We start from the raw sequence: 14,016 nt of genomic DNA on the forward strand, positions 1-14,016 counted from the left end.
TACCTAAAAAACTAAAGCTTGATTTTCCTGAACACTAAGTATATACTGTAACAGATAAAAGCTGGAACGGGATAAAAAATGGCGAGTTGCTCAAACTTTTGCTTCAGGAAAATTTTGATGCTTTGTTGACTTTTGATAAGAACCTCCAACATCAACAAAACTTTAAAAAGTACACCATTAGTGTTTTCGTGTTAATAGCTCCAATTAACACCCATGCCGAATTATCAAAGCTTGTCCCTCTGATAAAAAGTCAAATTAAAAAGAACAAGCTCAATCCTGGCCCAATTATTATCAGCGTATAGCAAATTGCGTATATACGTTTATATTTATATACGTATATACATATCTTTACAGGCTATATATGATATTTCTCCGCTGGCTTTTAATCCCATTTTCGCTGATCTATGGCCTGGTTACGGCTATTCGCAACTGGTGTTATGACCGGGGAATTTTCAAAAGCACTGGTTTTGACATGCCGCTAATCGTAGTCGGCAACCTGGATGTTGGCGGTGCCGGCAAAAGCCCCATGACCGAATATCTGATCAGGCTGTTGAAGGATAATTATAAAATTGCCACGCTTAGCCGGGGCTACGGTCGTATTACCAAAGGTTTTTTGCTGGCATCTGGCGAAAGCAAAGCCTCGGATATCGGTGACGAACCTGCGCAGTTCAAACATAAATTCCCGGATCTTGATGTGGCCGTTTGCGAAAAGCGGGTTGATGGCGTTGAGCAGTTAAAAGACCATCATGATGTTATTATTTTGGATGATGCGTACCAGCACCGCGCGCTTGAACCGGGCATGAGCATTTTGCTTTTTGATTACAGCCGTGTTAACGAACCTCATTTCCTGCTCCCGGCGGGTAACCTGCGCGAACCATTCGGCGGGCGTAAAAGGGCGGATGTCATCATCATCAGTAAATGTCCGGCTTCACTTAGCGACTTGGAACAAGGCCGTGTGATTAAACGGGTCAAACCATATCCGCACCAGTCGCTATTTTTTACCACCATAAACTATCTGCCGGCCCAAACTATCTATGGGGCCCCGGTTACAAATGCCATCGACGATCAAACCACGGTTTTCCTGCTTACGGGAATAGCTAATCCAAAACCGTTATTGTCGCATCTGAAAAAGCAAACACCCCTGGTTGTTCATCATAATTATCCCGACCATCACCGTTTTAGCTTAAAAAATATCAGTAAACTTGCCGATGAATTTTCGGCCTGTGCATCACAAAAAAAAGTGATCATCACAACAGAAAAGGATGCACAGCGTTTAGGGGAACAGGAGCTGCTTGCGATGGTTAAAAAACTGCCCATTTTGGTGCTGCCCATAGGCATTAGTTTTTTAAATAACGGGCAACAACAATTTGACGAATTAGTACAAACATATGTTAGACAATATTGAAGGCACCGCCCGGTACATCAAAAACCGGATAGGCGATTTTGAACCCGAAGTGGGTATAATTTTAGGTACCGGCCTTGGTGGCCTGGTAAAAGAAATTGAGGTTGAAAAACAACTCATGTATTCCAACATTCCTGATTTCCCTATCTCAACATTGGAGTTTCACTCGGGCAAGCTGATTTTTGGTACCCTTGCAGGTGTTAAAGTTGTGGCCATGCAGGGCCGTTTGCATTATTACGAAGGCTACAATATGCAGCAGATCACCTTCCCGGTTAGGGTGATGAAATACCTGGGCATCAAAACGCTGTATGTATCAAACGCCAGCGGCTCGCTTAACCCCGATTTTAAAAAGGGCGACCTGATGATCATTGAAGATCATATTAACCTGCAGCCTCAAAACCCGCTGGTTGGCCGCAATTATGAAGAGCTTGGCCCACGGTTCCCGGATATGAGCGAACCTTACCGTCATGATATGATCGAAAAGGGTTTAGCCATCGCTCAGAAAAATAACATCACCTGCCATAAAGGGGTATATGTAGCCGTAACCGGCCCTAACCTGGAAACCCGTGCCGAATACAAATACCTACGTATCATTGGCGGCGATGCCGTTGGTATGAGCACCGTACCCGAAGTTATTGTTGCTAACCACATGGGGATCCCGACGTTTGCTATTTCGGTATTAACAGATGAAGGCTTCCCGGAAGTGCTTAAGCCCATAACATTGGAGGAGATTATTGCTATTGCGCAGGAAGCCGAACCCAAAATGACCCTGATACTTAAAGAACTGATAGCCGGTAATTAATGCGCCAAAAGCTCAAATATATTTTTTTATTGCTGATGTGCCTGTCGGTACAGGCTGCTTTTGCGCAGTATGGCAACCGCACTAACCCGCGTAACCTGCCTACCCGTGATACCGCGCGCCGGCAGGAAAAACAAATGACCGACGATCAGCTGCTGGACAGTTTAAGGCGAAAGGAAGAAAACAAAAAAGATTCGGTAGTTTTTAGCTCCAAATTTATCCGCGTTACCAACGAGCGTTTGCTGAATGATAGTACACAACTGTTTCCGATTGATACGGGCATTACGAATTTCGAGATCTATAGCCCGCTTATTGATCCGCGCAGTCCCCGAATTCATTTAGGCAATATTGGTTTGTCACAACGGCCTCTGCTTTTTGAGCCCAGCAGGACCATAGGCTTTGACCTGGGCTTGCATGCGCTTGATATTTACGCTTTAAAGCCCCAGGATATTAATTACTATAACACGCGTGTACCTTATACCAAACTAACATTGTATAATGCCTTTGGTGGTTCGGCCATCCAACTGTTTAATATCGTTCATACCCAAAACATAAAGCCCAACTGGAACATCGGTTTTAACCTTAATTTCAACGGATCAAGGGGTTTCTACAATTTTAACAATGTGCTTGGCCAAAACGTGAGCGATTTGAATGCTTCTATTTTTACGTGGTACGAATCAAAAAGCAAACGGTATAACCTGCTGGCCAACCTTTTGTTCAACAACCTTAAAGCCCCCGAAACCGGCAGCATTCTCAACGATTCGGTATTTACCAGTACCAATGTAAATAACGCCTTTTCAAAAGACAGGGCAGCGGTACGTTTACCGTATAGTTATGAAAACTGGAACGATAAGGGCCTTTACATTAAGCAGTTTTATTATTTAGGCCGGATAGATAGTTTGAATAAGGGGAAGGACAATTCAAAGATCCTGCCTACCCAACGCGTGTCACATACCCTTCATGTATCAAACAGCAGGTACCTGTATAAGCAAAGCGGTGTTGATACCTATAATGTATTCCCTGACTATTATTACAGCAATAACCGGTCAAGGGATTCAACAGTCGTCACGCATATTCAAAATGAGTTTTCGTATAGCTTTTATCTGCGAAGTAAATCGGTAAAATTTGTAAAGAACGAGCTTAAGCTTGACCTCGGCCTTGTGCATGATTTTTATTCGTACAACCAGTATGTTAGCGATACCACCCTTAACCAGTATGGTGCAAAATACATACACCAGGATAAGGTACAGCACAATACTTTCCAGGACATTACGCTGAAAGCTAAATTGGGCTACCGTTTCAGCGATCGTATAGCCCTTGATGCCGATTTCAGGCAAATTGCCCAGGGCCGCGACTTTGGCAATTATTTGTATGATGCCAAACTTACCCTGGCAGGCGGCAAAAAAACCGGCAAGATCATTTTAGAAGCCTATTCACAAAACAGCTCGCCTCCGCTGGTTTATAATAACTGGATCTCTAATCATTATATTTTTCATAATGATTTCAGTAATCAAAAAACTACCAGCGCATCGTTTAATTACATTAACAATGCCCTGCAAATTGATTTAAAAGCCGAATACTTTTTGATCAGCAATTACCTGTATTTTACAGCGCAGGATGGCGGTACCGATGCGCGCCCGGCTCAGCTTAACAACTCTATCAACCTGTTAAAAGTAAGTTTGGGTAAAAACTTCACTTACCGGAGCCTGCATTTTGATAACTATGTAGTATATCAAAAAACCGACTATCAGAATACGCTTCGTACCCCGGAAGTATATGCTTACAGCAGCTTATATGTTAACAGGGTTTTGCTTAATGTACTGCATGCCAGTATGGGTATAAATGGAAGGTATAATACAGAATATGTTGCCCCTTCATATGCCACGGGATTGGGCCAGTTTTATAACGGCGCGAACGTAACGTTTTCATCATACCCTATATTTGGCGTATTTTTCAAAGCAACCTTGCAGCGTACCAACCTGTTTGTTGCTTATGATTACATCAACCAGCGTGCCTGGAGTAAAGGCTATTACACGGTTAACCGTTACCCACAACAGGATGCTATCCTGAAGTTTGGCGTTTCGTGGACGTTTTATAATTAATAAAGATCATCCGATACTAAAAAGTCCGAAACCAATTAAGTGTTAGTTTCGGGCTTTTATTTTCTACCTGCTAAAGTAGTTCAAAAAATGTCATTTCGACGAACCTGGTGGGGTTGCGCACAAGGGGTGAGGAGAAATCTTCTACACCCTGCATTTACAGCCATAGTTGTAGAGTCTCATGCAGAAGATTTCTCTTTCGCTCCACCACTCAGCCCGCCCCTGCTCTATCGAAATGACATTTTTTTAAGATGTGAAGGATCAACAGGCTTACCTCTTCAACTCCTCACTAAAGGTTAACCTGTTGCCAAAAGGGTCATGAACCGTCATGGTTATGGCCCGGTCGTTCCATTCGGGCACCTCCAAACCAGGACGGTTATATTTATATTTTTTGGCGATGAGGTGGGCGTGGTAATCCCTTAGCTCACTAAAGTCATCGATCGCTATGTGGCTGCCCGGACTGGCGTCGCCATGATGTTCGGAAAGGTAAAGCACTACATCGCGCATGGAAATTTGGATGTATACCGGCACCCCTTCGGGTTTGTGTTCCCAATCGGTTTTAAAGCCAAGCCAGTTGATATAAAATTCAATGGCTTTATCATAATCAAAAATTCGGAGGATGGGTTTTGTTATTGACATAGGTAATTAGTTGTTAAACAAATTTAACGGAAAATGCCACCTTTTTTATACAGCGAAACCGCTTGTTTTCAATTAGCTGCCTTCAAATGTTAATAGATGTTAAATATGCCTTGTGCAGTACCTGAAATTAGGTTTCCATACAACAGATACCGTACTTTCGTCGGCACATTTTGCCCCATCGTCTATTACATTGAATGCGGGTTTAAAATGAGGCTACCTTAGCATGATATGTTTAAACGGATAAAGCCGGCGCTGATTATCGAAATTTGTATCCACCTGTTATTTTGGGCGTTGATCATTTTTATGCCCATCATTTCCAGGCCGGATATGCGCGGCTTTCCGCAGCCTGCTTTTTCGCTGGGGCACATTATCAGTTTTAACATGGTGCTCGCGGCCGAATTCTACCTGAATGCGTTTTTCCTCATTCCCAGGATCTTAAAAAATAATTTCTGGCTTTATTTTTTTGTCTTGCTTGCCTCCTTTGTGGTGTTCAATGCAATACTAATGGAAGTACGGCATTATTTCCCTGTGCCTCATTTTCCCTGGATGGGGCATCATCGTCGCCCCCCGGGGCCGTTCCTGGTTATTTTCCCCTTATTATCTGTTACCGCCGGCAGCTTTGCTTATCACTACCTGGCCGATCGGTTTAAAGCCATCAATAAAAAAAAGGATATTGATAATGCTTCGCTGATCTCTGAACTGGCATTTTTACGTTCGCAGATCAGTCCGCATTTTATTTTTAATGTGATTAACAGTGCGGTAGCGCTTTCACGTTTAAACCCTTCGGCAGTTGAACCTACGCTCATCCAGCTTTCGAAATTGCTCCGGTATATGCTTTATGTAACCGATGCCGAAAAAGTTACGCTTTGCCAAAAGGAAGATTACCTCCGCAGCTATATCGAGCTGCAACAACTCCGTTTCCGCGACCAGGTAAAGATCAGCTTCAACTCGGATATCAAAGCTCCCGAAAAAAGCATCGAACCCATGCTGATGATCCCTTTTGTTGAAAATGCCTTTAAGCATGGCACGGGCGATATTGAGGCGCCGGCTATAGCCATCACTCTTTTTACCGACGAAAAGAACCTGCGTTTCAGCGTACAAAACGTGTACAACCCAACCGAAGAAAGTAAAGATAATGCCTCGGGTATTGGTCTGGCTAATGTTAAACGCCGGCTTGAGCTGTTATACCCCGGCAAACACAACCTATATATCAACAAAAACGAGCATGCTTATATAGTTATGCTGCAACTGGAACTTAAATGATGCGATGTTTAATAATTGACGATGAGCCGCTTGCGCTCGACTTGCTGGAAGATAACCTGAAACATGTAAATACCATGCAGGTAGTGGCGCGTTGCCGCAACGCGGGCGAGGCGATCATTGCCATGCAAAAAGAACAGATAGACCTTATCTTCAGCGATATATACATGCCCGGCATTAACGGTTTACAACTCATCAGGAGCTTGACACAGAAGCCCATGGTGATATTTGTAACCGCTTATGAAAAATTTGCGGTGGAAGGCTTTGAGCTTGATGTAGTTGACTACCTGGTTAAGCCCGTACCCTTAGACCGTTTTTTGAAGGCCTGCCACAAAGCGCTCGACCTATATGAGCTTCGCCGCAGTTATGTGCCGCAGCCAACCACTAAAAACTATTTCTTTTTGCATGCTGATTATAACCTCGTTAAGATCAGCTTTGACCAGGTTGAATACATTGAGGGGCTTAAAGATTATATCAAAGTACACCTCATCAATCAGCAAAAACCGGTATTGTCCCGTATCAGCCTCAAAGCTATTGAGCTGCAATTACCGCCCGACCAGTTTTTCCGGGTACATAAATCATACCTCGTTAACCTCGACCATGTATCCCAAATGCGCCGTGCCCGTATCAAACTCATCAATACCGAGATACCTTTAAGCGACGGATATCGCGATGTAATCAACAGGATGATTGGGAAGGTGTAATATATTTTCCCTAATCTTGGTCTCAGTTTTGAGATCTCTGCTCAGACAAGGTTAGAAATATGTCATTGCCGTGCTACGCTTATAATGACGTAATTGTAAGTTATTGATTATTAGGGATGTTTTTTTGATTGATTTATGAATATGGGCGTTGCCTGCGGCCCGGGCTGTACGCTCATACTGCACAGGGCATTAGCCACAGGCCGGTATCCGCTCCCATCCCTAACGCAGCCCTCTGCACCCTCTCTAAAATATATTTTAAACGTCATCACGTTTTTTTTTCAGGTTCTTACCTGATGGTTACTTGCAATGACATGTTTTTTTCAGACAATTTCTAATAAACATATACAAGCACCAGCCAACTTCTAACTAATATTCTTTTTCCAACCTGCAACTGCCACTAACAACTGCTACTAAGCAAAATCCCCCTGCCACACATCCGGGCATCTGGTCTACAGAAAACCTCCCATGGTCGATTTTATTTGAGGCGCTTCAAAACATGGTGCATTTTCGGCATCGAAGAAAATATACCCCTACATGAAGAAATTTTCCCTAATGTTAATAAGCTCCCTGATTTTGTGCGGTACGGTGGCCCATAGTCAGCAAACCCAACAAAAGCTAAAAAAGATTGTAGTTAACCATTTTTTTTCTTGTCCGCTTGATGAGCTCTTTGATACACTGGCCATGAACTATAAAGTCCGCATAGTATTTGAACGGGAGCCTTTACATGAGATGGACGTTGTGGAGCACTTTTTTGAAGAACCGCTTAAAAATGTAATTGCCAAGGTTTGTAATGAAAACAACCTGCATTACTGGATAGAATCAACCGGCACTATCTACATCCTCCAAAACACCGACGATCTGGCGCGGCTGCAAAAACTCAACAAACTCTCACTGCAGGCAGCCAATGCGGTAAAGGCTAAAGAAATTGAAGCGCCCAAGGCCAAACCCAACCATTTTTTGGTGAGTATTAACGGGCGGGTGATCGATCAGCAAACAGGCGAGTCGCTGCCATCGGCTACGGTGAAGATCAGGGGGACCGACCTCAACGTTATGACCAATGCTGATGGTTATTTTACCATGTTCAGAGTACCTTCAGATACATCGGTAGTGGAGGTCTCCTATACAGGTTACCAAACGGACTATTTCAGGCTGAGTAGCGAAAAGCTGAATTCGCCGCTGATCTGTGGGTTATATTCATCGCTCAACAGCTTAAACGAGGTTACCATTACCGGTAAAAAAAGCGGCGTTATGAATACCGATAGCAGGCAGGTTGGCGTGTTACAACTTTCGCCGGCCAATTTAGATAAGCTGCCAACCATGGGCGATAAGGATGTGCTGCGGGCTTTCCAGCTAATGCCCGGCGTAAGCGGTACCAACGAGTCATCATCAGGTGCATATGTACGCGGCGGTACCCCCGACCAAAATTTGGTTGTACTGGATGGTTTTACCATTTACCAGGTTGATCACCTGTATGGCTTTTTCAGTGCTTTCAATGCCAGTGCAATTAAAGATGTGCAGTTGTATAAAGGCGGCTTTACGGCCAAATACGGCGGCAGGCTTTCGAGCGTTACCGAACTCAACGGAAAAGAGGGTAACAAGAACGAAACAAACATCGGTACCGATTTGAGTTTATTGAGCGCAAGCGGTTACCTGGAAACGCCGTTATCGGATAAATCGACTTTGCTGTTAGCGGTAAGGCGCTCGTACCAGGGGCCGTTTTATAACAAGATCTTCAACCAGTTTAATCAAACATCAACCACGCAGGGCGGCGGTCCGGGTGGCGGCGGCCGGGGAGGCTTTGGCAGCGGCGGTTTTGCTAACCAGATTACCCCAAGCTCCTACTTTTATGATTTTGATGCCAAGTACACGTACAGCATCAGTCAAAAAGATAAAGTATCATGGACTTTGTACACAGGTACGGATAAAACAGATAACAGCAGGGAACTGGGCCTGCCATCGTTCCTGTCGTCGGGCAGCAGCGGTATCAACATAACCGATTATACCAAATACGGTAACCTGGGCAGCAGTATCAAATGGTTCAGGCAATGGAATAAGAAACTATACTCTAACAACTACATCACCTACTCATCCTATTTCAACGACAGGAACCGCAGTACTTCAGGCTTTTCACAAATCGATACCAATGGTATCTCACATACGCTGAGCAATGGCACGCTTGAAACCAACAACCTGAAGGATGTAAGCTATAAATCTGAATGGGAATGGACAGTTAGTAACAAATATAAGCTGCTCTTCGGGGGCTTTGCATCCTACAAAAAAATAGATTATGAGTATACCCAAAACGATACAAGCAAACTCATCAACCAGCATAACAATGCCATGCTGGCGGGCTTCTACACCGAGCTGGCTATCGACCCAAACAATAAATTCCATATTCAGCCGGGCTTGCGAGCCAGTTATTTCGGCCCTACATCCAAACCGTACTTTGAACCCCGGCTTTCAGCAAGCTATAGCCTTACCGATAAATTTACCATAAAAGGCGCTACCGGGCAGTTTTACCAGTTTGAAAACCAGGTTATCCGCGAGGATATTTTAGCCGGGAACCGTAATTTCTGGGTATTATCCAACAATAGCAATATCCCCGTTGGGATGTCAAGGCATTTCATATTGGGTACCAGCTACGAAACGGACGAGCTTTTATTCAGCGTTGAGGGATACTACAAAACGCTTAGCGGCCTTACACAGTACACCGTAAGGCAAACGCAGCCTGCCGGGGGCGGTTTCAGGATGGAGGCTAACCAAAATCAAACGCAAACCGTTACCGAAAACTTTTATGAGGGAACCGGTCGTGCTAAAGGCGTTGAGTTTTTAGTACAGAAAAAGATGGGGCGTTATACCGGCTGGATCAGCTATACCCTTGCCCAGGCGCAGAATAAATTCTCGGCTTTTGGCAATGATTATTACGCCGCCGACCAGGATGTGCGCCATGAGTTTAAATCCATTAATATGTACCATTACCAGCGCTGGAACTTCGCCGCTACCTTCCTGTTCAGTACCGGGCATCCTTATACGGCTCCCCTATCCAGCTACACCATTAAAACGGTTGACGGCAACAGCATTACCTACCTCAACATCAGCGATAAAAACGCCGAACGCCTGCCGGCTTATCACCGATTGGATATGTCGGTTTCATATGACCTGCTGAAGATAGACGGGCATAAAATAGGTTCTATAGGCTTGTCGCTGTTTAACGTTTACAATCATACCAATACCTGGTACCGCGAATACCAGATGCAAAATAACCAGGTTATCACTACCGATGTTAACTACCTCGGCTTTACCCCTAACGTTACATTAAGCTTAAGATGGAAATAAAAACATACATACGATATACATTTTTTGTACTGATAGCCGGCTGCCTGATGATGGCATCGGCCTGCAAAAAAAATTCTTCTGATACTGATGCGGTGAACAAACCGGTTGTTGAAGCATACCTGGTTGCCGGCCAACCGCTTTCAGTAAAAGTTTATCAGCAAAAAGACCTGACGGATACTGCTACTTATGGATCGGCCATTACCGGGCTGACAATTAATGTAAGCAATGGTACACAGACCGTAAAACTTACCGAAGGAACAAACGGCACTTACACATATGCTGATGCCTCATTCATAACTGCAGGGAAAACTTATTCCATGCAGTTTACCTATAACAATATGGTCGTGAGCGCGTCAACAGTGATGCCCGGCAAACCAGTTGGATTTAAACTAACCGACAGTGTATTCCATGAGCCCAATACGCTTGATCAGGCTTATAACGATAAGGTGCGTGCTACCATTACCTGGACCAATCCCGATTCGTTACAGCATATGTTGCTTTTCAAAAACACCGATAGTAATCCTTTTGAGATCATAGCGGTAAGGAACAACAGGAGCCCAAGTTTCGAAATCAATACCGAGCGTGCCTCTACATACAGCATAACGCAAACCACTTTCAAATACTACGGGGTTTATAAAGTAATATTGCTAAGGGTAAACGACGAATACATTAATATATTAACCAGCAATACCCGGGGCAGCTCACAAAACCTGGTAAATACCCCAACCAATATTGTTAACGGCCTCGGTATTTTTACCGCAATGCAGGCCGATACCTTGAATTTGAGGGTAACGACGGAATAAAATCTGATAACTGGGAATTGAATTATCTGTTGGCGCAAGTTTCCCCGGTCCGGGCTGACTTGCGCTTTTCTTAAAAAACGGCGTTGAATCCAGATTTACGAAGTTTCAAAACTTTGTAAATCTTCCCTGGTGTTGTCATTTATCTCCCCTAAGTTTTATCACTCGTAATCGACATGGTTTATATCATTGTCACCTCGTCGCAAATCCCCCTTTTTAATCACCCATTGTAAAATCCCCGGTTACATCATAATAGTGTAACTTATACATTACAAATGCACTATTTGTAAAAAAATAAAAATTCAGCATGTAACATTTAAAGTATTTTCGCCTCCAATTACCAAAATAATACTAAATGAAACGTTTTTACATACTTATTGCATTATTCTGCTTCGCGTTATCGGCCCAGGCCCAGTTTGGTGTGGGCGGCGGCGGACCTACAACAACAGGCAGAATATCAGGCACTATCATTGATTCGCTAACCAAAAAACCAATGGACTACGCCTCGGTTGGTTTATATCGCAGCGGAGGCAAATCGCCAATTACCGGTGTTGTAACCGATGAAAAAGGTAACTTTAAATTGGACAATATAAAGCCGGGCGTATACAAGCTGGCTATCTCTTTTATAGGTTACCCAACTAAATATATTGATCAGGTAACCACTACCCCATCAAAACCAGATGCCAAGCTTGGTCAGGTACTGTTGGCCCCAAGCTCACACGCGCTTAAAGAAGTTTCCGTGGTTGGCCAGGCCGCATTAATCGAAAACAAGATAGACAAGATTGTTTACAATGCCGAAAAGGATCTTACATCGGTAGGCGGTAACGCTACCGATGTGTTACAGAAAGTGCCTTTGGTTGCTGTCGACCTTAATGGTAACGTATCTATTCGTGGTGACCAAAACGTACGCGTATTGATCAATGGCAAGCCATCCGGTGCTACATCTGCCAGCTTATCGGATGTTTTGAAAACCATCCCCGCCGACCAGATCAAGAGTATCGAAGTGGTAACTTCGCCATCGGCAAAATATGATGCAGAAGGTTCGGCCGGTATCCTGAACATTATCACCAAGCAAAAAAATGTTTCAGGTATTAGCGGTTCAATCAGCGGTGGTGTTGGTACCCGCCAAAACAACGGCAACGCCAATATCAACTATAACCACAACAGGTTTAGCTTATCAGCAAACGCAGGTGGTAACGCAACATGGCCTCAAACCTCGCTTACCTCAAGCGATCAGAACTTTAATTACAATGACCCTACCAAACACTATGAGCAAACATCTACCGGAACCAGCCGCGTTAAACGTCATGGCGTAATAGGTTCTGTTTCGGCTGGCTATGATTTTAACGCGTACAACAACTTACGTACTTCTATCCGTTTAAATCAGGGTGGTTTTGATCCGCATTCGCTGTCAACCACAAATCAAACTTATTATTTTGATCACACCAAAGATCAGTCTTACACTTCTGATGGTCGCGGTCACAATAGTTTTGGTGGCTTTGACTGGAACATTGATTACACACATAAATTTAAAAAGGAAGGTCATGAATTGGACCTGTCTGCACAATGGAGCCATAGCAAAATTGTTACCGATTATACTAACTTGTATTCGGCGGTGTTTGATTCCCTTGAAAACAATATTAATGGTAAAAACAACGAGTATACTATACAAGCCGACTATACTTTACCTATAAGCAAGCTGCTTAAGCTGGAAGCCGGCGGCAAAAACATCATCAGGAGGATAAAAAGTATTTCGGATTATTTTGTACCGGACGGAAACGGAGGTTTTGTATTCAGCGATCCAAACTCAAACAGGTATAATTATAATCAAACAGTTTGGGCCGGTTATACCGTATTAACTTTCTCTTTGCCTAAAGGCTACTCCATCATGACAGGTGCAAGGCTTGAAAATACGGATATTCACGGCGAGCCAATCAATAGTGCTCAAAATCTTAGCCCTTTTGATCAAAACTATAATACGTTTATTCCAAGCTTAACTTTTCAAAAGGCACTTACACCTACTCAAACTATCAAATTATCCTATAGCAAGCGTATCACACGCCCAAGCTTACAGTTTTTGAACCCCTTTGTTAACAGGAGCAATATTACAGCGCAAACAGTTGGTAACCCCGACTTAGCGCCCGAAATATCGCAAACAGTTGAATTGGGTTACAACACATTCATAAAATCGTCTGTGATCAACCTGTCTGCTTATTATAAGCATACATCAGGCCTAATTGAAGGTATAGTTGAAAACCTGCCACCTAATGGTGATCAGAACGCTACTTTAACTACCTATCAAAACATTGGCGTAAATAACTCATATGGCGCAAGCTTCTTTGGTTCGGTAACCCCGTTCAAAATCCTGACCATACGCGGTCAAATCAACGCTTACACCTATAAGCCAACCGCTATTGACCAGTTTACGCACCAGCAAACACAAACCAATACTTATGTGCAGTACAACGCATTTTTAAGTGCTCAGCTTACACTGCCAAACAACTTTATAGCTGAGGCATTTGCTGTTGAAAATTCGGCACGCCGCACCATTCAGGGCTCAAACCCATCGTTCAGCATTATGGGCTTTGGCTTTAAAAAACAGTTTATGCAAAAGAAACTTGCATTGGGTATTAATGCCATTGAGCCATTCAATACTTACAAAAACTTTAATACCGATATAAAAACGCCAACATTTACACAAAGCAGCAAATTTGCGTTCCCATTCCGCTCATTTGGTGTAACGTTTAGCTACAGCTTCGGTAAATTAAGCTTCAGCAACCCGCAACAGCAGAAAAAAGGCATCAACAATGATGACATGAAACAAGGCGACCAGGGTGCCGGCGGTTCACCTACAGGAGGCCGATAATCTTTAAGAGTCAAGACTGTTAGAGTCAGGATATAAGAAAAAACTAAAGAGCCGGGAGCGTAAATGCTTCCGGCTCTTTTTCTGAACCAGGATTGTCTGAACTCGAATTTG

9 protein-coding genes are annotated in these 14,016 nt (G+C 43.6%); 8 read left to right on the forward strand and 1 reads right to left on the reverse strand.

The features are described 5' to 3' along the window. Positions 1–361: 361 nt before the first annotated feature. Genes lpxK through ACEN82_RS20150 form a run of 3 tightly spaced genes read left to right on the forward strand, consistent with a single transcriptional unit; the run spans position 362 to position 4,303 of the window. On the forward strand, positions 362–1,405 hold the full coding sequence (gene lpxK, locus ACEN82_RS20140; RefSeq protein ID WP_413320758.1) for a tetraacyldisaccharide 4'-kinase: 1,044 nt from the start codon (positions 362–364) through the stop codon (positions 1,403–1,405). Further along, the gene (locus ACEN82_RS20145; protein ID WP_090534201.1) at positions 1,389–2,204 is read left to right on the forward strand and encodes a purine-nucleoside phosphorylase; all 816 of its coding nucleotides are present in this window, start codon (positions 1,389–1,391) and stop codon (positions 2,202–2,204) included. The genes lpxK and ACEN82_RS20145 overlap by 17 nt, the downstream gene beginning before the upstream one ends. Next, positions 2,204–4,303, forward strand: coding sequence for a putative porin (locus ACEN82_RS20150; RefSeq protein WP_413320761.1), 2,100 nt, complete (start codon positions 2,204–2,206; stop codon positions 4,301–4,303). Before ACEN82_RS20145 ends, ACEN82_RS20150 begins: the two co-directional genes overlap by 1 nt. Positions 4,304–4,570: 267 nt before the next feature. On the opposite strand, the gene ACEN82_RS20155 is transcribed toward ACEN82_RS20150, so the two are convergent. Then, positions 4,571–4,939 carry a glyoxalase superfamily protein gene (locus ACEN82_RS20155; RefSeq protein WP_176622268.1) on the reverse strand — a complete coding sequence of 123 codons (369 nt, stop codon included), beginning with the start codon at positions 4,937–4,939 and terminating at the stop codon, positions 4,571–4,573. A 228-nt stretch (positions 4,940–5,167) separates the two neighbouring features. Between ACEN82_RS20155 and ACEN82_RS20160 the strand changes: the two genes are divergently transcribed. From ACEN82_RS20160 to ACEN82_RS20180, 5 genes are all read left to right on the forward strand, one after another. Next, a complete protein-coding gene (locus ACEN82_RS20160) occupies positions 5,168–6,202 on the forward strand; it encodes a sensor histidine kinase (protein ID WP_413320763.1) in 1,035 nt (344 codons plus the stop codon). Further along, positions 6,202–6,903: a LytR/AlgR family response regulator transcription factor gene (locus ACEN82_RS20165; protein ID WP_413320765.1), complete on the forward strand. Its 702-nt coding sequence runs from the start codon at positions 6,202–6,204 to the stop codon at positions 6,901–6,903. Before ACEN82_RS20160 ends, ACEN82_RS20165 begins: the two co-directional genes overlap by 1 nt. Positions 6,904–7,437: 534 nt before the next feature. Continuing rightward, complete coding sequence (locus ACEN82_RS20170) at positions 7,438–10,239, forward strand: TonB-dependent receptor (RefSeq protein WP_413320767.1); 2,802 nt, start codon at positions 7,438–7,440, stop codon at positions 10,237–10,239. Continuing rightward, entirely contained in the window at positions 10,230–11,042 is an 813-nt protein-coding gene (locus tag ACEN82_RS20175) for a DUF4249 domain-containing protein (RefSeq protein WP_413320769.1), read from the forward strand. The genes ACEN82_RS20170 and ACEN82_RS20175 overlap by 10 nt, the downstream gene beginning before the upstream one ends. 352 nt (positions 11,043–11,394) lie before the next feature. Next, complete coding sequence (locus ACEN82_RS20180) at positions 11,395–13,905, forward strand: TonB-dependent receptor (RefSeq protein ID WP_413320771.1); 2,511 nt, start codon at positions 11,395–11,397, stop codon at positions 13,903–13,905. Positions 13,906–14,016: the final 111 nt, after the last annotated feature.

The sequence above is a fragment of the Mucilaginibacter sp. Mucisp73 genome, assembly GCF_059491465.1.